Annotated in this window: 21 protein-coding genes, 1 tRNA gene and 2 pseudogenes; 6 read left to right on the top strand and 18 right to left on the bottom strand. The window is 62.9% G+C overall.

Features of this window, described 5'->3' with window-relative positions; translation table 11 throughout:
• Positions 1-220: 220 nt before the first annotated feature.
• Positions 221-1073 (bottom strand): annotated as a pseudogene (locus tag HAP41_RS42125) (MBL fold metallo-hydrolase).
• Between the two features lie 121 nt (positions 1074-1194).
• Between HAP41_RS42125 and HAP41_RS42120 the strand changes: the two are divergent.
• Positions 1195-1626, top strand: coding sequence for a DUF3775 domain-containing protein (locus HAP41_RS42120; RefSeq protein WP_028149244.1), 432 nt, complete (start codon positions 1195-1197; stop codon positions 1624-1626).
• 4 nt (positions 1627-1630) lie between these two features.
• Here HAP41_RS42120 and HAP41_RS42115 read toward each other — a convergent pair whose 3' ends face one another.
• From HAP41_RS42115 to HAP41_RS42105, 3 genes are all read right to left on the bottom strand, one after another.
• Entirely contained in the window at positions 1631-2620 is a 990-nt protein-coding gene (locus tag HAP41_RS42115; RefSeq protein ID WP_166078068.1) for an NADPH:quinone reductase, read from the bottom strand.
• The gene (locus tag HAP41_RS42110; protein ID WP_014498394.1) at positions 2617-3399 is read right to left on the bottom strand and encodes an SDR family oxidoreductase; all 783 of its coding nucleotides are present in this window, start codon (positions 3397-3399) and stop codon (positions 2617-2619) included. Before HAP41_RS42110 ends, HAP41_RS42115 begins: the two co-directional genes overlap by 4 nt.
• 184 nt (positions 3400-3583) lie before the next feature.
• Complete coding sequence (locus HAP41_RS42105; RefSeq protein ID WP_166078088.1) at positions 3584-4096, bottom strand: CvpA family protein; 513 nt, start codon at positions 4094-4096, stop codon at positions 3584-3586.
• Positions 4097-4234: 138 nt separating this feature from the next.
• Here HAP41_RS42105 and HAP41_RS42100 point away from each other — a divergent pair, with 138 nt between their 5' ends.
• A complete protein-coding gene (locus HAP41_RS42100) occupies positions 4235-4996 on the top strand; it encodes an SDR family oxidoreductase (protein ID WP_071916812.1) in 762 nt (253 codons plus the stop codon).
• Between the two features lie 167 nt (positions 4997-5163).
• Here the strand turns inward: HAP41_RS42100 and HAP41_RS42095 are convergent, their stop codons facing one another.
• The 4 genes from HAP41_RS42095 to HAP41_RS42080 all read right to left on the bottom strand — a co-directional run bounded on the left by HAP41_RS42095 (position 5164) and on the right by HAP41_RS42080 (position 10487).
• Positions 5164-6252, bottom strand: a complete 1089-nt coding sequence (locus HAP41_RS42095; RefSeq protein ID WP_166078112.1) for an FUSC family protein — start codon at positions 6250-6252, stop codon at positions 5164-5166.
• Positions 6249-7220 carry an HlyD family secretion protein gene (locus HAP41_RS42090; protein ID WP_166105447.1) on the bottom strand — a complete coding sequence of 324 codons (972 nt, stop codon included), beginning with the start codon at positions 7218-7220 and terminating at the stop codon, positions 6249-6251. The genes HAP41_RS42095 and HAP41_RS42090 overlap by 4 nt, the downstream gene beginning before the upstream one ends.
• 105 nt (positions 7221-7325) lie before the next feature.
• On the bottom strand, positions 7326-8924 hold the full coding sequence (locus HAP41_RS42085; RefSeq protein WP_176400476.1) for a GMC family oxidoreductase: 1599 nt from the start codon (positions 8922-8924) through the stop codon (positions 7326-7328).
• 117 nt (positions 8925-9041) lie between these two features.
• Complete coding sequence (locus HAP41_RS42080) at positions 9042-10487, bottom strand: coniferyl aldehyde dehydrogenase (RefSeq protein ID WP_166078128.1); 1446 nt, start codon at positions 10485-10487, stop codon at positions 9042-9044.
• Between the two features lie 311 nt (positions 10488-10798).
• On the opposite strand from HAP41_RS42080, the gene HAP41_RS42075 reads away from it, so the two are divergent.
• Positions 10799-10875 (top strand) — tRNA-Met (locus tag HAP41_RS42075).
• Between the two features lie 198 nt (positions 10876-11073).
• On the opposite strand, the gene HAP41_RS42070 is transcribed toward HAP41_RS42075, so the two are convergent.
• The 4 genes from HAP41_RS42070 to HAP41_RS42055 form a co-directional block, all read right to left on the bottom strand.
• Entirely contained in the window at positions 11074-12636 is a 1563-nt protein-coding gene (locus tag HAP41_RS42070) for a DHA2 family efflux MFS transporter permease subunit (protein WP_224580596.1), read from the bottom strand.
• Positions 12629-13147, bottom strand: a complete 519-nt coding sequence (locus HAP41_RS42065; RefSeq protein WP_166078151.1) for an isoprenylcysteine carboxyl methyltransferase family protein — start codon at positions 13145-13147, stop codon at positions 12629-12631. Before HAP41_RS42065 ends, HAP41_RS42070 begins: the two co-directional genes overlap by 8 nt.
• Positions 13144-14193, bottom strand: a complete 1050-nt coding sequence (locus HAP41_RS42060; protein ID WP_166078155.1) for a type III polyketide synthase — start codon at positions 14191-14193, stop codon at positions 13144-13146. The genes HAP41_RS42065 and HAP41_RS42060 overlap by 4 nt, the downstream gene beginning before the upstream one ends.
• An 88-nt stretch (positions 14194-14281) precedes the next feature.
• Positions 14282-15091, bottom strand: coding sequence for an IS5 family transposase (locus tag HAP41_RS42055; protein WP_166078165.1), 810 nt, complete (start codon positions 15089-15091; stop codon positions 14282-14284).
• Between the two features lie 229 nt (positions 15092-15320).
• Here HAP41_RS42055 and HAP41_RS42050 point away from each other — a divergent pair, with 229 nt between their 5' ends.
• The gene (locus tag HAP41_RS42050; RefSeq protein ID WP_135216236.1) at positions 15321-16202 is read left to right on the top strand and encodes a PhzF family phenazine biosynthesis protein; all 882 of its coding nucleotides are present in this window, start codon (positions 15321-15323) and stop codon (positions 16200-16202) included.
• A gap of 180 nt (positions 16203-16382) precedes the next feature.
• Here HAP41_RS42050 and HAP41_RS42045 read toward each other — a convergent pair.
• Positions 16383-16689 (bottom strand): annotated as a pseudogene (locus HAP41_RS42045) (ArsR/SmtB family transcription factor).
• 92 nt (positions 16690-16781) lie between these two features.
• Here HAP41_RS42045 and HAP41_RS42040 point away from each other — a divergent pair.
• Both HAP41_RS42040 and HAP41_RS42035 read left to right on the top strand, forming a co-directional pair.
• The gene (locus tag HAP41_RS42040; protein ID WP_166078214.1) at positions 16782-17534 is read left to right on the top strand and encodes an SDR family NAD(P)-dependent oxidoreductase; all 753 of its coding nucleotides are present in this window, start codon (positions 16782-16784) and stop codon (positions 17532-17534) included.
• Positions 17535-17840: 306 nt separating this feature from the next.
• Entirely contained in the window at positions 17841-19175 is a 1335-nt protein-coding gene (locus tag HAP41_RS42035) for an IS5 family transposase (RefSeq protein ID WP_085398139.1), read from the top strand.
• Positions 19176-19284: 109 nt separating this feature from the next.
• Here the strand turns inward: HAP41_RS42035 and HAP41_RS42030 are convergent, their stop codons facing one another.
• The 5 genes from HAP41_RS42030 to HAP41_RS42010 form a co-directional block, all read right to left on the bottom strand.
• Positions 19285-19515, bottom strand: a complete 231-nt coding sequence (locus tag HAP41_RS42030; protein WP_166078216.1) for a hypothetical protein — start codon at positions 19513-19515, stop codon at positions 19285-19287.
• A gap of 459 nt (positions 19516-19974) precedes the next feature.
• A complete protein-coding gene (locus HAP41_RS42025; protein ID WP_166078217.1) occupies positions 19975-20901 on the bottom strand; it encodes an MBL fold metallo-hydrolase in 927 nt (308 codons plus the stop codon).
• A gap of 55 nt (positions 20902-20956) precedes the next feature.
• A complete protein-coding gene (locus HAP41_RS42020; protein ID WP_166078218.1) occupies positions 20957-21682 on the bottom strand; it encodes an alpha/beta fold hydrolase in 726 nt (241 codons plus the stop codon).
• Between the two features lie 113 nt (positions 21683-21795).
• Complete coding sequence (locus HAP41_RS42015) at positions 21796-22092, bottom strand: putative quinol monooxygenase (protein WP_166078219.1); 297 nt, start codon at positions 22090-22092, stop codon at positions 21796-21798.
• 584 nt (positions 22093-22676) lie between these two features.
• Positions 22677-23780 carry an NADH:flavin oxidoreductase gene (locus tag HAP41_RS42010; protein WP_166105467.1) on the bottom strand — a complete coding sequence of 368 codons (1104 nt, stop codon included), beginning with the start codon at positions 23778-23780 and terminating at the stop codon, positions 22677-22679.
• Positions 23781-23797 lie beyond the last annotated feature (17 nt).

Genomic DNA, 23797 nt, shown 5'->3' with positions numbered 1-23797 from the left:
GTTTCTCCCTGGAGATGGACCGATCGGTTAAATAGCTTCATGGAACAGGGCGGCGGGAAATTCAACCGCTCAAAGTGGGGCGCATTGCAGCCCTTCCTTTGTAGGGTGGGCAAAGGCGCGGAGCGCCGTGCCCACCAATTCTTTTTGATGGCCCGGTATGGTGGGCACGCGGAGCCTGTCATCGGGCGCGCATTCGCGCGACCCGGTGGCTTTGCCCACCCTACGATTGCAGCGCCACAAATTTGAACGCATCCCCGTCCCGCTTGATGTGCCCGGCCGAGAAATGGCCGCCGATCACCAGCGTCGGGGTATCGGCAAAGCGCGAGAACACCTTGTGCCGCGACGCGGCCGATTGGGCGCGTATCGGTGTCGACGACCGAGCACCAGTCGAGATGCGCCATCTGGCAGGGGTGATGGGCGACGTCGCCGCTGAGCAACCCTTGTTCGCCGCCGGACTCGATCAGGACGCTCATATGCCCGGGGCTGTGGCCGGGGGTCGGGATCACGCTGATCTCCTCGCAGAGCCGGTGATCGCTCGGGATCAACTCGGTCAGGCCCGCATCGACGACCGGCTTCACGGAATCGTTGAACACCGCGACCTTGTCCGGCTCGGCCGTATAGTCGCGCCAATATTCATACTCGGTCTTGCCGAACAGGTAGCGCGCCCTGGGGAAAGTCGGCACCCATTTGCCATCGACGAGCTTTGTATTCCAGCCGACATGGTCGACATGCAAATGCGTGCACAGCACGGTGTCGATGCTGTCAGGGGGAAAGCCCGCCGCCGTCATGGTCTCCAGAAACGGCGTGCTGCGGTTATTCCAGACCGGGACACCGCGGCCCTGCTTGTCGTTGCCAAGGCCAGTGTCGACCACGATGCGGCGCGTCGGCGTCTCCACCACCAGCGAGTGGATCGACATTTTCAGCCGGCCCTCCTCGGTGGCGAAATGCGGGATCAGCCAAGGCAGCTTCTGGATCTCGTCATTGGTCGCGGCCGGCAGGATGAAGCGGGTCGAGCCGACCGTCTCCATTTCCACGATCTTGGTGATTTTGACCTTGCCCACGGTCCACGGCATGCGGCGATCCCAATTTTCTTGCTTTCGCGAAAGATGCGGCCTTCCGCCGTCGAACGCAATGGATCATCTGTCGCGATGTTGCGTTATCGGGGGAACCCCGAGACAGCCAGAGAGAGCGACGATGCCAGAGCTTGCTATTTCCGCCGAGAAGGTCGCCTTCATCATCGAGAAGGCCCGCGAATTCGACGTCAAGGAGGCGGCGTCCGACCCTGACTCGGGCTCCAATCCCTCTGATGATGACGAGATCGACGTGCTCGAGGACACCAATTCCGACCCGGTCGCAGCCGAGCTCTCCGGTTTCATCCGCGCGCTGAACGAGGACGAGCAGCTCGACCTCGTCACGATGATGTGGCTCGGCCGCGGCGACGGCGAAGTGGAGGAGTGGGACGATCTGCGTGCCCGCGCCGCCGAGGCGCGCGGTGAATACAAGAACCCGCGTCGTGAAACGGTGCAATATCTGCTGGGCGAGCCGATGCTGGGCGATCTGCTCGCCGATGGCATGGACGAACTCGGCATCGACTGGACCGACGAGCGGACCACGCCGGTATCCTAAGTCGTCATCGCGCGCAGTCGACGATCACTGTGCCGAGCTTGTCACCCTTCTCGACCGCGAGATGCGCCTGCGCGGTATCCGATAGCGCGAACTGCGCCGCGACGTTGTGAATGCGCGGCCCTGCCGCCAGCCATTTCGTGATGTCGGCCTGCGCCGCCGCGAGCAGCGCCGGCGGCAGCGCGAACAGCACCAGCGTCCGGAGCGTGATGCACTTCTCCATCAGTTCGCGCATCGGCACCGTGGGTGTGCGGTTGCCGTTGGTGGCGTAGACGGCGATCGTCGAATTGAGCGCCATCAGCTTCAACGTGGTCGCGATGTTGCCGCCGAAATCGACATCGACCACGCGATCGACACCACGTCCGCCGGTGAACGCCATCGCCTTGGCGACGACGTCCTCGTCCCTGTAATTGACCACGAGATCGGCGCCCGCGCGCCGGGCCTGCTCGCCCTTCATCGCCGAGCTGACTGTCGCGATCACCTGCGCGCCGCCCCATTTGGCGAGCTGCACGGCATAATGGCCAACCGCGCCGGCGCCGCCGGTGACGAGCACGGTCTTGCCGACGATCGGCCCATCCGCAAACAGGCTGCACCATGCGGTCATCGCGGGGATGCCGAGCGTTGCGCCTTCCGCAAAGGAAAGATGATCCGGCAGCGGCGTCACCAGCTGCTCGGCGAGCGCGATATATTCGGCCGCCGTGCCGAAGGCGCGGCCGTTGCGCTGGCCGTTGAACAGCCAGACCCGGTCGCCGACCCTGAAGCGCGTTACGCCGTCGCCGATCTGGTCGACGAAACCCGCGCCGTCGCTGTTCGGAATGACGCGCGAAAATTCCATCGCGCGATAGCTGCCGCCGCGCCGGCCGACATCGGCCGGATTGACGCCGGAGGCCTCCAGGCGAATGCGAACTTCGCCTGGGCCAGCGACCGGCGTCGCCATCTCACCATAGGTGAGGACATCCGCCGCCGGTCCTGTTTGCTCGTACCAGACTGCTCTCACAGCGTTCCGGGGAAGGCGCCGCCGTCGAGCAAGATATTCTGGCCCGTGATGAAGCCGGCCTTGGCGCCGCAGAGGAAGGCGCAGGCATAGCCGAACTCGTCAGGCTGGCCGAAGCGGCCGGCCGGGTTGAGTTTTGCTCGCTCGGCCAGGATCTGCTCCGGCGTCGTGCCGCGCTTGTCGGCCTCGGCCTTCGCGGTGCCGGTCAGGCGGTCGGTCTCGAACGGACCCGGCAACAGGCCGTTGATGGTGACGTTGTTGATCACGGTCTTGCGCGACAGGCCGGCGATGAAGCCGGTGAGGCCGGCGCGCGCGCCGTTGGAGAGACCGAGGATGTCGATCGGCGCCTTCACCGCCGCCGAGGTGATGTTGACGATGCGGCCGAACTTGCGCGCCATCATGCCGTCGACGGTCGACTTGATCAGCTCGATGGGCGTGAGCATGTTGGCGTCGATCGCCTTGATCCAGTCGTCGCGGGTCCAATTGCGGAAATCGCCGGGCGGCGGGCCGCCGGCATTGTTGATCAAGATGTCCGGCTCTGGGCAGGCCTTCAGCACGGCCTCGCGGCCGGCAGGCGTCGTGATGTCGCCGACGATCTCGGTGACCTTCACGCCAGGATACGCCTTGCGGATGTCGTCGGCCGTCTTCTTCAGGGCTTCGGCGCCGCGCGCGGTCAGCGTGACGTCAACGCCGGCTTCCGCCAGCGAGATGGCGCAGGCGCGGCCGAGGCCCTTGCTGGATGCGCAGACGATGGCGCGGCGACCTTTGATCCCAAGATCCACTGTTTCACTCCCGTAATGTCAGGCAGGTTTTAGACGGGCCGCACTCTAGCCAATCGTGGCGCCGCTGATAAGGGAGGGGGCCGCGTCAAAATGCATGGCGCGGTCGCGCGGCGATGCAAATGTGCGGGCATGATCCGGAAAAGTGTGCAGCGGTTTTCCGAAAAGATCATGCCCAGACAATAAGCTAGATGCGCCGTTCCTGCTTGAGGCGGTCGATCGCGGCGGCGGCCTCCGGCGGCAATGTCTTGAAGCCCATCTTGCCGGCCGCCGAGAATAGCGGCCGCAGATGCGAACCGGCGAGGAACGGCGGCTGGCGGTTGGCCGGCACGATCTGGTCGAACACCAGCACCAGGGTGGTGGCGACGAGGCCGACCCTGACGGCGCCGAGTGCGGCGCCGGCGAGCCGGTCGCCGATCCCGGCTTCGCGTATCGTGTCGTTCAGCGCGAGGCGGCCGATATAACCAAGGAGCATGCCGACGACCACGAAGATGCCGAAGAACCAGATCCAGTTTTGCAGCAGCGGCGCGTTCGGATTGCTCGCGACCTGCGGCACGATCAGCGGCATCAGTCCGACGGCGATGGGAGCGGCCAGGAGATAGGCGAGGATGGTCATGGCGCTGCCGAGCAGGCCAGTCCTGAAACCGAAGCCGATCGCGACGACGAGTGCCACATAAACCGCGAGATCGAAATTGTTCATGAGCGTCAGGCCTGCCTCGATGGAACGCTTGCGTCGATGGAACGAATGAACGCCGGACCGATCATTCCGGTTTCAGATCGTTAAAATCGTCTGTATTGGTGGCTCCAAAGCTCAGGGAAAACACTCAAGGCAAGCGTCATGTCAGACTTATTCGACGTCAGTCAAGAAACCATCCTAGTGACGGGCGCGAGCCAGGGGCTGGGGCGGCAATTTGCCCGGGTTCTGGCGGACCATGGCGCGGCCGTCGCGCTCGCCGCGCGGCAGACCGACAAGCTGAAGAGCCTGGAGGAGGAGATCCGCGGCAAGGGCGGCCGCGCTGCCGCGGTCGCGCTCGACGTCACTGACATGTCATCGATCGCCAAGGCCGTGGATGCCACGGAAGCCGCGCTCGGTCCGATCACGGTGCTGATCAACAATGCCGGCATCGCCATCGAGAAGCTCGCGACCGAGCAGACCGAAGCCGATTGGGACGCCGTGATCGGCGCCAATCTGAAAGGCGCTTATTTCCTCGCGACCGAAGTCGCGCGCCGCATGATCGCGCGCAAGCAGGAAGGCAACATCGTCAACATCGCTTCCGTGCTCGGCACCGGCGTGCTGAAGGCGGTGTCGCCCTATGCGATCTCCAAGGCCGGCATCCTCCAGGCAACCAGGGCGATGGCGCTGGAGCTCGCAGGCCAGAACATCCGCATCAACGCGCTGGCGCCCGGCTATATCGACACGGAAATGAATCACGCCTTCTGGTCCACTCCGCCGGGCGAACGCCTGACCAAGCGCATCCCGCAGCGCCGCGTCGGCGCCGAGTCCGATCTCGACGGCGCGATTTTGCTGCTGGCCTCGAAGGCGTCGCGATATATGACGGGGAGTGTCATCACCGTCGATGGTGGTTTCCTGCTGAATTGAGCCCGACTTCGCCTCTCCCCGCAAGCGGGGAGAGGCCGGAGTTTGCGAGAGCAAATTCCGGGTGAGAGGGAGTCTCCGCGAGTCCAGCTATCACCGTTTTTGCCGAGATAGCCCTTCACCCCAACCCACTCCCCGTAAGAACGGGGAGAGGGAGAAGAGCTACCGCATTATCTTGTTTCCGCGTTCCTAGCCGAGGGCGTTAGCAGGATAGCCACGATCTCGACGATCAGCAGCCCGCCGGTGATACCGGCAAGGCGCTCGATGCCGGGAATGATGCTGGACGGCGGCCCTGATCCCTGCACCATCGTCATGATGAAGACGACCGCGCCCTGTGTCCCGACATAGCCGATATCGCGCGCGCTCGCCTGGACATGCGCACCGACCCAGACCCCGATGGCAAGCGCGGCAAGCCAGGGCAGGAAGTTTTCGAACGAGGCGATCAGCACCGCGAGGCCGGCGAGGCCGCCGATCAGGCAGCCGAGGATGCGATGCGTGCTACGGACCGCGATCTTCTCGCGATTCGCAGCATCGTCGTCGGATATTGCCGGCACGGCCATCACGGCCGCGACCGTGATTGCGGCCTGCGAGAAGCTCGGCAATTGCAGCCAGCTCCATGCCAGCGGCACCAGCATCACACCAAGGCCCGCGCGCATTGCGTGCTGGGTCGAGGCCCATTGCGCGCCGAGAAGGTCGGACCAGCCCGGCGCCCGCGGACGTGGCGGCGCATGATCCTCGCGCGGCGACAGCAGGTGCGAGACCAGAATGGCGGCGAGAGTGCCGATCGTCACCTCGGCAGTACGGTTGCAGGCGACTGACAGCGCCGAGGTCGGATCGTCGAGCGTTGCGAGCAGCACCATGTCGGCTGTGACGGCGCCGAGCAGCCAGGCATAGCCGTGGCGACTGACTTGCAGGCCGAGCACGCCGATGCTGCTTGCGACGAACAGTGCGAGGCTCAGTGCAACCTGGTCCTCGATCAGCCACGGGCTCAAGAGCAGGCCTGCAGCGGAACCGATCGCCGTACCGACGATGCGCAGGGCGCCGCGACGCAAGGAAGAGGGCGCCGTCACCTGCGTCGAGACGAAGGCACTGATCGCCGCCCACCATGGTGCGTCCACCCGCAGCACAAGCGCCACGATCACGGCCAGCGTGACGGCCAGTGCAACTCGGCTGCAATGATGGCCGCGTGGGCCGGCCAGATCGATCTCCAGCAACTCCCGCCGCAATGCAGAGATCGCTCTCGTCGCGGCCCCGCTCATGGCAGCACGACCACCCTGGCGTCGGCACCCATATAGAGTCTCAGGTCGGGTGGCGGATCGACCAGCGTCAGCGTCACCGGAAAGCGGCGCTTGAGGCGGATCCAGTCAGTGGTCGGCGCCACGTAGTTGAGGAGGCGATTGGGCACGGGTTCGCGGCTGATGCCACGAGCAATGCCGGTCACCTTGGCACGGCGTAGATGCCAGGGATTTGAGTCCAGCGACACCCAGGCCGTGCTGCCGACGGCAAAGCCGCGGATGTAGCTTTCCTTGAAGTTGGCGACGATGCGCCAGGCGCGGGCATCGACGATGCCGATCAGCGGCACATCGGCCTGTGCAGTGTCGCCCACGCGCAGGCTGAGCGACGTGACCGTGCCGCTGGTTGGTGCGACCAGCTTGGTGCGGGCGAGCTGCCATTCTGCGAGCGCCAGCGCCGAATTGGCGCGGGCGTGGCTCGCTTGATGCATGGATAGCGTGGCCTCCGTCGCCGCGACCGACTCCTGTGCGGCGTCGCGTGCCGCATTCGCGCGTCGCAGCGTATCGCTCGCCTGGTCGAGGGCGACGCGGGAGACATCCTGGGCCGAGGCGAGCGTCGTCAGGCGCTTTTCGTTTTCGCTCGCAAAATCCGCGGCCGAGCTCGCCGCCGCCAACGCGTCCCGTGCCGATGCGATCCGGTGCTGGTCGGAGGCGATCTGCGCGCGGGCCTCGGCAAGATCGGCACGCCGCTGATCCAGGGCCAACTGGAAAGGTACGGGATCGATGCTGGCAAGCAGGTCGCCCTCGGCCACATCCTGATTGTCGGCGATATGTACGGCAATGATGCGCCCAGTCACCTGAGGCGCGAGCGCGACCAGATCGGACTGAACATAGGCGTCGTCGGTGAAGGCGACGAACGACGATATCACCTCATAGGCAACGAAAAGCGCCAGCGCGATCGCTGCCGCAAGTCCGACCCGTCGTCCACGCGTCATGTCAGGCAAAACTCCGAGGCAGCGGCGGGCATCAACTTCTCCGGGCTAGATGAGCAGTCTATCCTGGCCGGTTGCAGCTCGAAAAGTCCCGTTCGTGCCGCACCGCTAGTTTGTCCGCATCTCCCCCCTGATCATATCCGCCGCCTTCTCCCCGATCATGATGGTCGGCGCGTTGGTGTTGCCACCGATCAGCGTCGGCATGATCGAGGCGTCGACGATGCGCAAGCCCTCGATGCCGTGCACCTTCAGTTTCGGATCGACCACGGCCATCGCATCGGTGCCCATCTTGCAGGTGCCGACGGGGTGATAGACGGTGTCGACGCGATTGCGCAGGATGGCGCGGATGTCGTCGTCCGTTCTCACATCGGACGTGAACATGTCCTTCTTCTGCAGCGCGCGCAGCGCAGGCGTCTCCATCAGCCGCCGCGTGGTCTTGAAGCCCGCGACCATCGACTCGAGATCTTCCGCCTCGCCCAGAAAGTTCGGATCGATCATGGGTGCAGCGAGCGGATCGGCGCTTTTCAGCCCTACGCTGCCGCGGCTCTTCGGTCTGAGCAGGCAGACATGGCAGGAGAAGCCCGCCTCCTTGTGCTTCTTGCGGCCGTGGTCGTCGAGCATCGCGATGACGAAGTGCAGCTGGATGTCTGGCACATCGAGGTCGGGGCTGGTCTTCAGGAAGCCGCCACACTCGGCGAAATTGGTGGTCATCAGGCCGCGTCGCTCCCGGCGATACCGCTGGATCGCGCGGAGCAGGGATGGCAACCGGCCGAGCGATGAATGAACGAAGTGCGGATAGTCGGAAGCGTAGACGAACACGAAATCCGGATGGTCCTGCAGATTGCGCCCGACGCCCGACAGATGATGCGTGACGCCGAGGCCGTGCGTACGAAGCGCATCGCCATCGCCGACACCCGACAGCATCAGCAATTGCGGTGACTGGAAGGCGCCGCCGGCGAGGATCACCTCGCGGCGGGCGCGCAGCTGCTTGGTCTGCTTGCCCTGCACATATTCGATGCCGACCGCGCGCCCGCCTTCGAACAGGATCTTCGTGGCTTGCGCTCCCGTCTCGACGCGCAGATTCGTGCGCTTGTCCATGTGGGGATGCAGATAGGCGCGTGCCGCGCTCCAGCGCTCGCCATGGTGCTGCGTCACCTGGTAGCTGCCGAGCCCTTCATGGTCCTCGCCGTTGAAGTCCTCGCGGATGCGGAACTGCGCTTCGCGCGCGGCCTGGTGGAACACGTCATGGATCGGATTGTCCGAGCGCAGTCTGTTGACATGCAGCGGGCCGCCCTTGCCATGATACTCGCCGTCGAAATCAGAATTGTTCTCCGAGCGCTTGAAATAGGGCAGCACGTCGGCGTACGACCAGCCGGCATTGCCGAGCGAGGCCCAGTGGTCGTAGTCCGATTTGTGGCCGCGGATATAGACCATGGCGTTGATCGCCGAGGAGCCGCCGAGGCCCTTGCCGCGCGGTTGATAGCCGATGCGGCCGTTCAATCCCGTCTGCGGTACAGTATCGAAGGCCCAGTTGGCCGCGCTGTATGGCAAAGCGAGCCCGAATGGCGTGGTGATCCGCCAATTGTCGTTCCGCCCGCCGGCATCGAGCAGCGCCACGGACGTCGCCGCATCCTCCGACAGCCGCCCCGCCACCGCGCAGCCGCCGGAGCCCGCGCCCACGACGACGAAGTCGAATGTGTCAGTCACTGATGTTTCCCCCCCCCTCTGCATTTTCCTCTCGTCATTGCGAGTGAAGCGAAGCAATCCAGACTGTCCCCGCGGCGGGATTCTGGATTGCTTCGCTTCGCTCGCAATGACTGAAAGCTACGACATGAACCGCATCAACTTCTCCAGCCGCGCGATCTTGCCGCCATAGGGCGGATAGAGGTCGGCGAGGCGGTTGAACTTGGAGCGATAAAACACCGGCTTCAGTTTGCTGAACGTGCGAAAACCCCATTCGCCGTGATAGGCGCCGGTGCCGGACGCGCCGACGCCGCCCATCGGCTGGTTGGCTTGCGCGAAGTGGAACAGGCAGTCGTTGACGGTGACGCCGCCGGAGATCGTGCGCGACAGCACCTCGTCGCGGGCGGCGCGATCCTTGCCGAACCAGTAGAGCGCCAGCGGCCGGTCGCGGGCGTTGACGAAAGCGATCGCCTCCGCCGGATCGCGATAGCCCAGCACCGGCAAAACGGGGCCGAAAATCTCCTCCTGCATCACCGCCATTGCTTCGGTCGCACCGACGATCAGCGTCGGCGGGAATTTGCGGTGTGCTTTCCAGTTCGGATCGTCCGCCTTCGCCGGTTGCAAAATCTTTGCGCCGCGCTGGGCGGCGTCCGCGACGAGATGTTCCAGCCGCGCGTAGTGCCGGTCGGAGATGACGGAGGTGTAGTCCTTGTTGGCGGGATCGGTGCCGAACATGCGCCGCATCTGCGCGCGTACTTTTTCGGCGAAGGCCTGCAACGAGCGCTCGGGCACCAGCACATAGTCCGGTGCGATGCAGGTCTGCCCGGCATTGAGCAGCTTTCCGTAGGCGATGCGCTCGGCCGCCTCCTCGAGATCGGCGGAGGCGTCGATGATCGCCGGCGACTTGCCGCCAAGCTCGAGCGTCAAGGGCGTGAGATTGCGCCCGGCGGCCTCCGCTACCAGCCGGCCGACCCGGGTCGAGCCGGTGAAGACGAGATGATCGAAGGGGAGGTGTGCGAAGGCTTTTGCGATTTCGTCCTCGACGCCTGTCACCAGTAGCTCGGTGGCATCGAATTTCGCGGCCACCGTCTCCTTCAGCAGCACTGAGAAGTGCGGCGAGAGTTCGCTTGGCTTGATGATGACCCGGTTGCCGGCGGCGATCGCGCCGATCGCGGGCGCAAGCGTGAGCTGGAGCGGATAATTCCAGGGCGCGATGATGCCGACCACGCCGAGCGGCTGCGGGATTAGGCGGTTGCGCGCCGGCAGGAATTGCAGCGCGGTGGCCACGCGCTGCGGCGCCATCCAGCTCTTCAGGTGCTTGGTCGCATGCCGGATCTCGGAGAACACCAGCATCGTCTCGGCGATGGTGGTCTCGACGGCCGAGCGGTGGCCGAAATCGGCCGAGATCGCCTGCCGGAAACGTTCCTCGTTGTCGGCGACAACAGTGCGCAGCCGCGCCAGCCGGTCGAGCCGCTCGGCCAGGTCAGGTGCAGGCTCGGCGCGCGCCCGCGCAACCATGGCGTGGAAGGCCTCGTTGAGGGCCCGAAGCGGGGCGCCCGCCGGGGACTTATCCAGGGGCTGGTCCATGGCGTTCCTCCCGAAAATGGCGTTGGCCCCCCACGTTTTGTTGCCGCAAGCTGGCCCTTTGTGGAACTTCTGGCAAGAGCGCACCAAACGGGCCGGAAATCGGCCCAACTCACTGTCATAAAGTCGAAAAAAACGTCCCCGCGGCCCTTTCCAAAGGCAGCCCGGGTTGGTACATACGCCTCGCACCCGAGGGGCTTTGCCCCGGGGTTGCCTTCCAAGGAAGCCTTTGGGACGCGAGAGCAAGCCACGCGAATAGCGCCGGCCCTCATTCACCGTCCCCGGCATTTCGGCGAAGGCGCGCAACGGTTTAACGCGGGGTGGAGCAGCCCGGTAGCTCGTCAGGCTCATAACCTGAAGGTCATAGGTTCAAATCCTATCCCCGCAACCAAGTTCGGACTTTACCGGTTCCGATACGAAAATGGCCCGCATCACGCGGGCCATTTTTGTTTGGTGGGGCGGACACCTACTGTCTCAGGTCACGACGAGTCCCTCGGTCAGTGCGGCCTTCCTCAGATAGCTAAGCGAACCGCGCCGAACTTCGCTGGTTGGGCGGGGCGTCGCGGCAATTGCGATCTCTATTCACCACTCAATTGAGTGCGCCATCACCAGAATTCTCATCAGTGCCTTCCAGGGGACCGGCCGCGAACGGAATGAGCAACAGTCCGAGCAGCGCCACGCAAGCGAGGAGGGCCCAGGCTTCGTTGGCGCTGAGCGCGAACGCGGCCTTTTCGACCATGGGACGCAGATAGGCTTCAACCGTGGCATCGGAGACCTGCGGAGGGCGGTGGGTAAACAGCGTGACGTCAAGCCCGATCGCCTGAGCCGCAGTCACATCGCCCGCAATCAGGCGCTCTCGCAAAGCGTCGGCGTGCCCGCCGGTGCGTCCGTAAAGGATCGTATCGATCAGCGCGATGCCGATTGCGCCCCCGAGGTTTCGCATCAGGTTAAACAGGCCGCTTGCGTCGGGTACCCGTGATGCGGTCAGCGAACCCAACGCCAGCCGGGTCGGAGGCAGCAGGCAAAACATGATCGCAACGCCGCGCAAGACTTGCGGCCAGAACATTTCTTGGAAGTCGGCGACACGGCTCTCGAATGCACTGCAACCCAGCCCGATCGCGAACAGACCAAACCCCGCCGCCGACAACCAACGGGGATCAAACCTGCTTTCCAGCAGGCCCGCAATCGGCGCGGTGGCAAGCTGCGCAACGCCGGTGACGAGCATGATCGTGCCGATTTCAAATGCGTCATGATGTCGAACATAGGCGAGGAAGACCGGCATGAGATAGACCGAGCCGAACAATCCAACTCCGAGGAAGAAGCTCAATGCGCAACCGATCGCAAACGAGCGCGATCTAAATGTCGACAGTTCGACCACCGGATGCGCGGCCCTGAGTGTTCGGATGGCGAAGACGGTTGCCGCGGCAGCACTCAAGACGATCAGGATGGAGCAGAATGGAGAAAGCCACCCGCGTTGCGGGCCTTCCTTCAGACCGATCTCCAGGCATGCAAGCGAAACCGCAAGAAGTCCGAGAGACGGCACGTCGAGAGTAGCCAGATCAGAAAGCCGGAGTCGTTCGCGCGGCAGCAGCATTGGCGTGGCGAGTGCGGCGACCACCCCAGGAGCGACATTGATCAGAAACAGCCAATGCCAGGACCAGGTGTCGGTGATCCAGCCACCGACCACCGGCCCGACCGTGGGTGCCAGCACGGCCATAATGCCGGCCATGGTGGTGGCAACGGGATGCAAACGGATCGGAAACAGCAGAAAGACAGCCGAAAAAACCGCCGGAATCAGCACGCCGCCAGCGAAACCCTGAAGCACGCGGAAGCTGACAAGCGTCGTAAAACTGCTGCTGAACGCGCAGCCGATGGAGGCAAGGGTAAAGAGGCTGATCGCAATAACGAACAGCCATCGCAGCGTCAGAAAGCGCGTAAGCCACCCGGTCAGTGGAATGGCGATGATCTCGGCGATCAGATACGCGGTTTGAATCCAGCTCATCGCCTCTCGCGATATGGCGAGTGTACTCTGGATCGTGGGTAGCGAAGTGGCGACGACCTGAATGTCGAGGATCGCCATGAACATGCCGAGGCACATCAGGACGAAGCCAAGCCACGTAGCTGCACTCGGCTCGGTAACCCGTTCAGTCATTATGCGCCACGCATAATGTCTCACGGGATGCGGCGAGGGCGAGGTTTTCGGCCCGTATGCGGATCGCGAGAACCGCGGCGTTGAGGATGGTGAAGACGATGGCCAGCAGCGGCAGACCCAGAACCAAAGGGAGCACGGCGATCTCGCCGGCAACCACGGCATAGTTGGGATGCGACAGAAATCGATAGGGTCCCGCTGACACGAGCGGCTGTTCGGGCAGAACAATAATCCGCGTCGTCCATCGTGAGCCGAGCGTCCAGATGACCCAGAAGCGAAGGCACTGAAGGATAAGATAGCCGGCCAGGGCAACGACATTCACCGGTTGGTCGCGGCCGAACACCCACAGCGACAACAGCCAGGCGGCATGAACCGTGATGATCAACGGATAATGCCGGGGGGCCACCTCGACGGCGCCGCGGGCCAGGAGCTTTCGAGTGTTAGCGCGCGAAATGACGAGCTCGCCGACGCGTTGCAGCGTGATGGCGCCGAGAATGAGTTCAGCAAACGTCACGCAGTGTGCCGTAGCGTGACACAGCTCGCGGTGAAGCCGGGTCCGAGCGCCGTCAACAGTGAGCGCGCCGGCAGCCCTATCGCGCGAGCCTGCTCAAGCACGAACAATACAGTGGGTGACGACATGTTACCAAAGTCGGCGATAATCTGTCGTTCATGGGAAAGCGTTCCTTGGTCGAGCGCGAGCGCGCCTTCCAATGCACAGATCACCTTCGCGCCGCCGGGATGGCAGATGAACCGGTCAATGTCTTCCACTGAAAGACGCATTCTGGAGAGAATTTCGGTCACGGCGGAGTTGAAATGCCTCGTGACGAAGTCAGGTATGGTGCGGCGAAAGATGACGCCGAATCCTTCCGGATCGACACTCCATCCCATGATGCCAAGCGTATCCGGCCAAAGGTGTTCGCCGGCAGCCTCGATCTGCGTCGCACCGCCATCGCCCGCGCGCAACACGATTGCAGCAGCGCCGTCGCCAAACAGGCTGACGGCGACGATGTTGGCTTTGGTAAGTTCGTCCAGGCGAAGTGCGAGTGAGCAGAGCTCGATCGTGACCAGCAGCACGTTGGTGCCAGGGCGCGCTTGGGCGAGGCGCGACGCAATCGATAGACCCGAAACCCCGCCCGCACAGCCAAGACCAAACACCGGTACACGCATCGTGTCGGACCGGAAGCCCATCCGGCGAGCAACGCGCGCCTCGAGACTTGGTGTCGCGATTCCCGTGGAAGAGACGGTCACGACAGTGTCGACATCGCCGCCAGCAAGTTGCGCGCCCGCCAGCGCCTTCTCGGCGACATCGACAAATAGCGCTTCGGCTCCCTCGAGAAAGGCCTCGGTGCGTTCGGGCCAGCCTCGTCGTTCGAGATACCAGTCGAATGGCTTGACGCCGTGACGCTTGACTATGCCGGTATTCGAGAAAATGCTTGAGAACCGTTCGAATTCGGGAAAGCGGGCGCCGAAGACATCCCATGCCGCCGTCAGCACGTCCTCTTGCAAAAACACGTGGGGAGGCACCGACGTCGCCAGGGAGACCAGCGCAGCCGGGGGCATCGGGGATCCTGGTGTTGCTGTCATCAGCATAAGAAACATCGGCGCGGTGCAAATATTTCGACGCTTGTAAGAAATGATCTAGAGGCTGTTAGGAACCAGCGGCGAGTTTAGCGACGTTTTTGAGCATGATGCATGCGAAAGCGATGAGGTGGAGATCGGCGAGGGTCTGAGCGCATCGCTCGTAGTCTTTGACAAGTCTTCGGAAGCGTGTGGCCCACGCGAAGGATCGTTCGACGACCCATCGCCTTGGGAGCAGCACGAAGCCTCGTTTGGCCTGCGACAGCTTTATGACCTCGAGGGCAATGCCGTGTTCTGCAGCCGCCATTGCAGGCTTGTCGCCTGTGTAGCCCTGGTCAACGAAGGCGACTTCGACGCTCTGACCAGTCTCTGCCTGAATCGTCTTGGCGATCCGGCCAATCTCGGCGCGATCGTCGGTGTTGGCGGGCGTGACATGCAGCGCCAGAAGATGGCCGAGCGTATCGACGGCCAGATGCAGCTTCGAACCTTTTTTGCGCTTGGCTCCGTCGTAGGCGCCGCGGGCGCCACTCTCGGGCGTCGAGCGTAGAGTTCGACTGTCGATGATGGCGGCGGTCGGCTGCGCGGGTCGGCCAGCCGCAAGGCGCAGGATGACGCGCAGATCCTCGGCCAGGGCCTCAAAACAACCCGCGCGCAACCACCGCTGCGCCTGTTGATAGGCGATCTCCCACGGCGGCAAATCGTTCGGCATCCAGCGCCAGGGCGCGCCGGTCTTCACGATATAGCGCAGGCCGTTGAACACCTCGCGAAGCGCATGCGTCCGCTGCGAGGCGTCCTCCGGCAAAAGTGTCAGATACGGCGCAACAAGCGCCCATTCGTCATCGGAAACGTCAGAAGGATAAGGCTCGCGGGGAATCGACATCCCGCAAACCTCAACATCTATGGTTAATCAGTCCCTAACAGCCTCTAGCCGGACATGTCACTAAAACTTGAATAGCGTTACGACTTCCCAGGTTTGGATTCGACATGCAGAGGTTGTCGCTTCCGCCCAGCGAGGCATTCGAGCGCCATCAGAATCTGACCATGGTCCATCAAACCGTTGCCAACGCGATCGTTGACGCCGTCGCGCACTCCATGAAGTGAGCTGTCCAATGACCGAGATCGACCTTGTCAACGTGTTCACCCACACGGGGCGCGGCGGCAACCCCTGTCCAATTGTCATCGATGCATCGAACCTGACTGCTGCGGGGATGCAGTCGGTGGCCCGGCACTTCGGGCATGAGTCGGGCTTCGTCCTGCCGGCGCCGGGACTCGACTCTGACTACGTCTTCCGGTTCTGGGTTCCGCGACACGAGATGGAAATGTGCGGTCACGCGACCATCGGCGCGCTCTGGGTCCTCGCGACCAAGGGGCGCCTGCCGGGCGAACAGGTCCGCATCGAGACACGCAGCGGATCGGTGACGGGCTATGTCGATCGTGTGGACTCGGGCGAACCGTCCGTCGAGATCAGCCAGCCTGTCGGCAAGGTCGTTGATCTCTCGCGTGCCGAAGAAGAGGACGTTCTGTCGACGCTCAAGCTGTCGCGCCGCGATCTGCTTGATATGCCGGTGCAGAACGCCGTCACGTCACGCGTGAAGACGCTCATCCCGATCAAGGGCGTCCGTGAGCTCAATGAGCTGGTGCCGGACCCAGCGCAGATCGAGGCGTGCTGCGGGCGGATCGGGTCCACCGGACTTTACCCCTACGCCATCGAACATCAGGGCGAACGGCGCTTCGAGGCGCGACAGTTTCCGAAGTCATCAGGCTACCCGGAAGATGCTGCCACCGGCATTGCCGCCGCGGCGCTCGCGTTCGGACTGCTCAAGAACGGCCTGGTCGAGCGCAACAGCGCGCGGATCACCATCATGCAGGGCCGGGCGATGGGGTCGTTGTCCGAGATTCGGGTGCGGCTCGGCTTCGCTGACAGCCGGCCCGTAGGTTGCCTGCTTGGAGGCTCCGTCACGCGCGCGGAGCAACATGTCTTGCAGCCCTAGCAGGTCGGCGCGCTAGACCTGGGCCTTCAGCGCTGTAGCCAGAAGATCGATCATGGCGCGAACGCCGGGCAACACGCCGCGCCGGGACGGAAGCTCGGGCCATTTTTGTTTTGGGATACGCCCGGTGGCAACATCAGCCGATACCTTGCGGCTCCACAAATCTGTCGTGCGCGAATGCCCTCAGTCCGGAAAGCTCAGGATCATTTTCAGCAGCTTTGGAAACCGCGCGTTGATATCCTCTTCGCGCAAAACGTTGCGGTGCTGGACGCCTTGCTTTGACGTCCGGATCAGGCCGGCCTCCCGCAGGATCCGAAAATGGTTCGAGAGGGTCGACTTCGCCATGTCAGGGCGCCGCCTCGGTGCACGACATGCAGTCGTTTTGCGCGGCCAGGCTTTTGACGATGCGCAGCCGCATTGGATCCGCGAGAGCTCCAAGCACCCCGGCGAGTGTAATCTCGTCCCGCGGTGGGTGAACGAACTGCACCATGCTCAAAATATAGCACGTCCCTTGAACTCATTCAATAGTTCACTGTTGAACTATTGAATATCGGCATCCCGCCGAACAACGGAAGACATGCGATGACCAAGAGACTCGAAGGCAAAGTTGCGCTCGTGACCGGCGCATCCAAAGGCATTGGTGCCGAAATCTCCGCCCGGCTTGCGGCCGAGGGTGCGGCGGTTGCCGTCAACTACAGCGCCAGCAAAGAGGCCGCCGACCGCGTGGTCGCCGCCATCATCGCCAAGGGTGGCAAAGCCGTCGCCGTCCACGGCAACCTGGCCGATGCCAAAAACGTGAAGAGCGTCGTCGCCGAGACCGTGAAGGCGTTCGGTGCGATCGACATCCTCGTCAACAACGCGGGCATCTACGAGTTCGCGCCGCTCGAGGCCATCACGCCTGAGCATTTCCACAAGCATTTCGACCTCAATGTGCTCGGGCTTCTCTTGATCTCGGGGGAAGCGGTGCGGCACTTCAATCCCAATGGGGGCAGCATCATCAACATCAGCTCCGGCGTGTCGACCATCGCGCCGGCGAACACCGCCGTCTACACCGCGACGAAGGCATCGGTGGATGCGATCTCCTCCGTGCTGTCGAAGGAGCTCGCGCCGCGCAAGATCCGCGTCAACGCCGTCAATCCGGGCATGATCGCCACCGAAGGCGTCGTATCCGCCGGCCTGCACGAGGGCGACATGCGCAACTGGATCGAATCCACCACCCCGCTTGGCCGCATCGGCAAGGTCGAGGAGATCGCTGCCGCGGTGGCCTTCTTCGCTTCGGACGAAGCGTCCTACGTCACGGGCGAGACACTTCACGTTACCGGCGGCCTTCGCTGACGCGCGACGTGTCCTGGCGGCCCGAAATCGCTGAACGGCGTCGTCCCGGCATGGTCGTGGTAGTGTATCCCGCAGCCACGTTCGGACTTCACCGGTCCCGATGAGAAAATGGCTCGCATCAAGCGAGCCATTTTTAGTCGTCCGTGAAGAATGCGGATTGATCTGAGAAATAAGCAGAATTTGTCTTGATGTAGTATTCGATTTTGCAGGAAAGCGGGGTGTTGGACCTCGCTTTCTTGCGTTTTAGGATTTTGCTTTTGGGCGATTCGTGATTCCCTGACGGCGTCGTCGACATTGGGGAATGCGATGAGCAAGCCGAGGGATGATCGCCAGAAAGACCTGTTGCTTCCGGCGCTTGATCAGATCATCGACATGGGTCATCCGCTGGTGCGGTTGGCAGCGCTGATCGACTGGAACATCCTGAATGAGCGCTTCAGTTCAGTGTGCCAAGCAGGGTCGGGCCAGCCGGGCTTGCCGACGCGGCTAGTCGCCGGCCTGTTCATTTTGAAGCACATGCACAACCTGTCAGATGAGGTGCTGTGCGCTCGCTGGATCGAGAACCCCTATTACCAATACTTCTGCGGCGAATTGAGCTTCTGCCACCGTCTGCCGTTCGATCGATCGTCGATGACACGCTGGCGGCAGCGGCTCGGCGAGGAACAGCTCGTCGCCCTGATCCAGGAAAGTCTTTCAGTGGCGCACAAGACCGGCGCCATCGGTCCCAAGGACCTGGAACGGGTGGTCGTCGATACCACAGTGCAGCCCAAGGCGGTTGCACATCCGACCGACGCGCGGCTGCTGCATCGAGCAATCACCAAGCTGGTCGGGCTCGCCAAGCGCAACCGTGTGCCGCTACGCCAGAGCTATCTGCGCCTGGCCAAGCGCGCCGCCATCATGACCGGCCGCTATACCCACGCCCACCAGTTCAAACGCGCCCGGCGGCAGCTCAAGTTCCTGCGGACACGGCTTGGCCGGATCATCCGCGACATCCGCCGCAAGATTGATGGCGATACGGTGCTGGAAGCTCGCTTCGGCCCGTTGCTCGGTTTAGCGCAGCAGGTGCGCAGCCAGGATCAGCATCAGCGCGGTCCGAAGGTCTATGCGTTACATGCTCCGGAGGTTGAGTGCATCGGCAAAGGTAAAGCCCGCGCGCCCTACGAGTTCGGCTGCAAGGTCAGCATCGCCACCCCTGTGACGTCTCCGAAGGGCGGCCAGTTCGTGCTCCATGCCAAGGCCCTGCATGGCAATCCCTTCGATGGGCACACGCTCGGTCCCGTAATCGCCGACATGGAGAAGCTCACCGGGGTGGAGACTCGCCGTATCCACGTCGACAAAGGATATCGCGGTCACAACCACCCGCATCGGTTCAGGGTCTGGATCTCGGGTCAGGTCCGCCGCGTCACAGCTTCCATCCGTCGCGAGATGAAGCGTCGTGCGGCTGTCGAGCCTGTCATCGGCCACGTCAAGGCCGAGCACCGCATGGACAGAAATTATCTCAAGGGACGCCTCGGCGACCGCATCAACACTGTTCTCGCCGCCGCCGGCTATAACTTCGGTCTGCTGCTGCGATGGCTCGCAGAGCTCTTGCGTGTCATCATCCGAGCCTTCTTCGAGACCGTCCCGGCTCGAAACACCGCTTGAGCCGGGCGCCGCCGCCAGTTCTTCACGAACGACTTTTTAATCTGCGGGTGAGAGTCCTGATGTCACCGCGAGCCTCGCAGTGAGGCAGCGGCACCGTCGGATCCGAGCTTTACGGCTTGTCGTCGGCCTCTTCGCTTTCCGAAAGCGCGCGATAGTGCACGAGATCGGGATCACCATCCATGTAGAGCCCAATGAAGCCCCGATAGCCGAAGTCGTCGCGGAGAAGCACGAGCAGCCGATCGAGATCCTTGTAGGTACGATCTTCCTTGTCGCCCCAGGTTCGCAGCGGCAGGAACTCGCGTCGCCAGCTCGGCCGAACATAGGCCAGGTGCTCCGCCATACCCTCGATCGTCTAGGTGATGATGAGGACATTGCGCAGGTGCCCGCCATTTTGCAGCTCCTGCTTGATTTCCCCTTCCTGTAACCCTTTCGCCAAGGGTCGCTCCCGCAAATTGATCGCCCAAGGGGCGAAGACCACAACGGGCGCAGACTTCCTTGCACCGACCAATCCGCAGTCGCTTTCCGACGTGCGGTCCGGAAGATTCGGAGCGAGTCGAACTGCTCCATGGCGAAAGCTGCCTCCGATCCCGTGTCTATCAGCGAAAGGGGTTGCCTTGCGAGCCGACAATGAGGTGATGCACACAGCAAGCGCTTCGATCGCTGCTGCGTTCACACGTCGGCGGCATCGACGTTCTCCCGGCGACGCAAGGGAGAAATCGACGTAATATCAGCTACATCGATAGAGTTGAGAACACGGCGAGATGCTCCAGGCTCGCGGTCGACTCCGATGCGTGTTCCCCTAGGCCAATCCGCCGTCCGGCTCTTGCAGGTGGCGGAAGGCGGCGGGCACGTTGACGGAGTTGTGCGCCCAATCGAACAGGCTGTACTCGCCGTAGTGCGCCATGGCGACCGCCTCGAGCGTGGCCTCGATCGATCGACCTTCTGCGATCGCCGTGCGCACGGCGCTGTCGAGCTCGCGAAGATAGCGAAGCGGGAATTCGATGTCCGCGGGACGCATCGGCCGGCCGTGGCCTGGAATGATGGTTGCGTCTTCCGGCAGGAAGTCGCGCACGCGCGCAAGGGTCGTAATCGTCTCCTTGTGCCGCCCTTCGAGGAGCCACGGAAGCGCCGGAGACGGTGCTTGGATCATGTTACCGACCCAAAGCACCTTCGCGTCTGGCGCCCATATGACCAAATCGCCTGGCGTCTGCGCGAACCCAAAGTGACGGACCTCGACGATGCGGCTGCCAAGATCGACGCTGATCATGTCGGGGACGGTGATGTCAGCGGCGCGTGCCTGCACGCGTTCAATGCCCTTCCCCTTACCCATGAGGCTGATCATGAAACGGCGATCGTCCTCGAAGCTTCCTTCCGTGTAGCGCTTCGTCGCCGGATGCTGAATCACGACAGTACTGTCGGGGAACAGGTAATTCCCGTAGGCATGGTCACCGTGATAGCTGGTGTTGACGAGGAAGCGGATCGGCTTCGACGTCACTTGACGTACGAGCCCGATAAGCTGCGCGGCGAGATCGCCATTCAGCATTGACTCGACGACGAGTACGCTGCGTTCGCCGATCACGAAGCCGGCGGTGGTGGCGACGTGGTCTTTCTCGAACACGTCGTCAGGCATGACCGCGAAAACGCCGGGAGCCAGTTCGTTCGATGTGAGGTTGACCCGAGCCGCATCCCAGGGCGGCGCTGCTTCTTGCTCACCGTCCTGCGTCATCGGATGGGGCCTCCCCGTTTGAATGATGCCAGACAACCGCGCTTTGCGGACGCCGTTACTCCGCTGCTGCGCGGGCGGCCTGTTTGATCACGTCGGCCACGACGTCCGGGTTGGAGACGGGGACGGCGTGCGAAGCGTTCACCTCGATGACGGTAGCGTGGGCGCGATCGGCTTCGAACTTGTATTCGTCGGCCGGAATGGCGCGATCCTGCAGGGGCCTGACTTGCCAGCTCGGCTTGCTCGTCCATGCCGCGGATGTCAGCGGTTCGGTCAGGGCCGCCAGGTTCATGGGGCGTTGGCCGGCGAGCATCAGGGCGGCCACGCTCGCGGGCACGTCGGCGGCAACGTTGCTGTGGAACTTGTCGGGCTGGTAGAGGAGATACGTGCCTTTGGTACCGTCGGGCAGGGTGTACGTGGTCGGCTCGACGGACGTGGGGAATGTGCTGCCGGGGTACCGTTCGAGCAAATGGGTTGCTGCCTCCCCGACCGCGGGCATGATGGAGGCCGCGTAGACAAGGCCCTTGACCTTGGGGTCGTCCCCGGCCTGCGTGATGACGGCCCCGCCATAGGAGTGGGCCGCCAGGATCACGGGCCCCTGGATCTTGTCCAACAGGCTGCGCAGGTACGCGGTGTCGATTGCCGGGCCCAGCAGCGGATTGCCGAAGGCGACGACCGGGTAGCCGTCGCGCTGGAGCCTCTCAATCACTCCATTCCAGATCGACGCGTCTTCGAAGGCCCCGTGCACAAGGACGACAGTGGGCTTGGGCGATTCCTGGTTCATCGTGAGTCCTTTTCGGGAGAATTCGGGAGGAGGTCGCTTCGCTGAAGTGTTCGTTAAGGCGCGTCGCCCAAGCTCATCATCTGCCTTGCAACGAAGAGCCTCGGTAAGACGCTCTATTTCTGGGCGATGACGTGAAGCCGGTGCACCTTGGGAGCTTCGGAAAACAGCTCGCCTGCCTTCGCGAACAGCGCCTTTGCAAGTTCGCCGTTCAAATGCGCGTCTCGTCCAACTTCGTCATTGAACGTGTCGATGATTCCGTAGCGTCCCGGCTCCTCTTCCTTGAGCCCGTACCACGCCGCTATTCCGGCCTCTGCCTTCGCCATCACGGCGCCCTGCTTCAGGAGCGCCTCGACTTCCGCTTCCTTGCCCCGATTGGCTTTCAACTCGACGAAGAAGGCGAACTTGGCCATGCCATTGATCCTTTCGGTTGCATCCGACTGTTGTGCGTCTCTATATAAAATGCGTTTTTATAAAAACACACCGAATAGCGAGTGAGATTGGTTCGCTTTGTTGTGATTCGGAATGAATTGCATAGTTTTATAATTTTCAATGACTTAAGATAATTCAAATTTTCGGTTGCGAGTGATGATCCAGAATGAATTTGAAAATTCATAAGCGCCATATCAGAAGTCTTTTTATAAAATCGGCCATCGCGGCCCTGCCGTCTTCGCGGGTCGTGCGGTGAGATGAGCGGTGCCGAAACGATGAAGGAGGTCGTCGCGGTCATGCGCCCGATTGCGACTTAGGACCTGCTCGGAGCCTCACCGAGAGGTGGAGGCAACTGTTGCGCGGTGTGAAGCGATAGCTCCTCGATGGCCGCTCGAAGGTGGGCCGCAGCCTTCGAATGCTCGGGCCCATCGAGCATGCGCAATGCTTCCAGCATGAGCGACAACGCCACCGAGGCATCGGAAATCGCGTCCGTCATGATCGTTCCTTTCGATGCGTCCGCTATCTTCAGAGCGTCGGCCCTCGGCATCGACGTCGCGGGACGCGCTCACATCATCAGTTCGGTGTCCTTGATGTCAGCGATGGGGCCGAGGATCGCAGGGTCAAATTCATCCAGAGAGCTGCGGTCTAACAGACGCTTGGGCAGATCGGGGTTCGCCAAGGCCCCGCGGCCTATCGTGACGACATCGGCGCCATCGTCGAGCGCAGCCACCGCCTGCTCGATGTTGTGCAGGCTGCCATTGGCGAAAATCGTCGCTTTGGGGGCGTAGCGCTTGGCGAGGCGCATCAATGACGGGCCGTCCTTGGCGAAAGCGGGCTTCCACGCCTCAAACTCGGTCACATGGACGAAGTCGGCGCCGGCATCGCCGAGGCTGCCGAAGATGATTTCGGCGTCACGCTCCGCACCCGCCCATTTGTGATGATAGTCGTTCACCTTGCCTTGCGAGATGCGGACGCCGACCGGCACCGCGCTCCCGACCTTCGCGCGCACCGCCTTGAAGGTTTCCACGATTAGCCGCACGCGGTTCTCCGTGGTGCCGCCCCAGCGATCGGTTCTGCTGTTGGCGTAGTCGGTCAGGAACTGGTCGAGCAAGTAGCCGTTGGCGCCGTGAATCTCGATGGCGTCGAACCCGGCGATGTGGATCGCTCGCGCAGCCGAGCCCGCGAAGCCGGCAATGGCGTCGGCGATCTGCTCTTCGGTGATGGCTGCCGGCAGCACGTAGCGGTCCTTTCCGTGATAGAATGTCATCTGCTCGCCCTTGGGCTGAATGGCAGATGGCCCCACCGTGCTGTCGCGAAAGCGATTGCCTTGACTGATCGCTCCGGCATGCATCATCTGGGCGATGGCCACCGCTCCGTGCGCCTTGATGCCCTTGACGACCGGCTTCCAGGCCTTGGCCTGCACTTCGTCGGTCATGCCGGGCTGATGGACGTAGCCCTGCGAGAACGCCTGGTCTGTGTAGATGCCTTCGGTGATGACCGTTCCAAACCCGCCTCGCGCGAACCGCTCGTAGTATCGCGTCATGGTTTCGGTGGCCCGTCCGTCCTGGGTCGCCGTGATGCGCGTCATTGGCGCAACAGCAAGACGGTTCTTTGCTGTACGGCCGTTTATATCGATTGGCGTGAAAAGCGCCTTCGCTTCGCGGTCCATCATTTTTGAATCTCCAG

It is taken from the genome of Bradyrhizobium barranii subsp. apii, from assembly GCF_011516635.5.
GTDB classification, from domain to species: domain Bacteria; phylum Pseudomonadota; class Alphaproteobacteria; order Rhizobiales; family Xanthobacteraceae; genus Bradyrhizobium; species Bradyrhizobium barranii.
The sequence above is the reverse complement of the archived record's forward strand: the minus strand, read 5'-3'. Positions and strand labels throughout refer to the sequence as shown.

Bases quoted from the DNA above. Each gene is read 5' to 3' on its own strand.
- HAP41_RS42120 (WP_028149244.1), top strand. From the start codon at position 1,195: ATGCCAGAGCTTGCTATTTCCGCCGAGAAGGTCGCCTTCATCATCGAG.
- HAP41_RS42105 (WP_166078088.1), bottom strand. From the start codon at position 4,096: ATGAACAATTTCGATCTCGCGGTTTATGTGGCACTCGTCGTCGCGATC.
- HAP41_RS42100 (WP_071916812.1), top strand. From the start codon at position 4,235: ATGTCAGACTTATTCGACGTCAGTCAAGAAACCATCCTAGTGACGGGC.
- HAP41_RS42095 (WP_166078112.1), bottom strand. From the start codon at position 6,252: ATGAGCGGGGCCGCGACGAGAGCGATCTCTGCATTGCGGCGGGAGTTG.
- HAP41_RS42090 (WP_166105447.1), bottom strand. From the start codon at position 7,220: ATGACGCGTGGACGACGGGTCGGACTTGCGGCAGCGATCGCGCTGGCG.
- HAP41_RS42080 (WP_166078128.1), bottom strand. From the start codon at position 10,487: ATGGACCAGCCCCTGGATAAGTCCCCGGCGGGCGCCCCGCTTCGGGCC.
- HAP41_RS42070 (WP_224580596.1), bottom strand. From the start codon at position 12,636: ATGACTGAACGGGTTACCGAGCCGAGTGCAGCTACGTGGCTTGGCTTC.
- HAP41_RS42060 (WP_166078155.1), bottom strand. From the start codon at position 14,193: ATGCCCCCGGCTGCGCTGGTCTCCCTGGCGACGTCGGTGCCTCCCCAC.
- HAP41_RS42055 (WP_166078165.1), bottom strand. From the start codon at position 15,091: ATGTCGATTCCCCGCGAGCCTTATCCTTCTGACGTTTCCGATGACGAA.
- HAP41_RS42050 (WP_135216236.1), top strand. From the start codon at position 15,321: ATGACCGAGATCGACCTTGTCAACGTGTTCACCCACACGGGGCGCGGC.
- HAP41_RS42040 (WP_166078214.1), top strand. From the start codon at position 16,782: ATGACCAAGAGACTCGAAGGCAAAGTTGCGCTCGTGACCGGCGCATCC.
- HAP41_RS42035 (WP_085398139.1), top strand. From the start codon at position 17,841: ATGAGCAAGCCGAGGGATGATCGCCAGAAAGACCTGTTGCTTCCGGCG.
- HAP41_RS42030 (WP_166078216.1), bottom strand. From the start codon at position 19,515: ATGGCGGAGCACCTGGCCTATGTTCGGCCGAGCTGGCGACGCGAGTTC.
- HAP41_RS42025 (WP_166078217.1), bottom strand. From the start codon at position 20,901: ATGACGCAGGACGGTGAGCAAGAAGCAGCGCCGCCCTGGGATGCGGCT.
- HAP41_RS42020 (WP_166078218.1), bottom strand. From the start codon at position 21,682: ATGAACCAGGAATCGCCCAAGCCCACTGTCGTCCTTGTGCACGGGGCC.
- HAP41_RS42015 (WP_166078219.1), bottom strand. From the start codon at position 22,092: ATGGCCAAGTTCGCCTTCTTCGTCGAGTTGAAAGCCAATCGGGGCAAG.
- HAP41_RS42010 (WP_166105467.1), bottom strand. From the start codon at position 23,780: ATGGACCGCGAAGCGAAGGCGCTTTTCACGCCAATCGATATAAACGGC.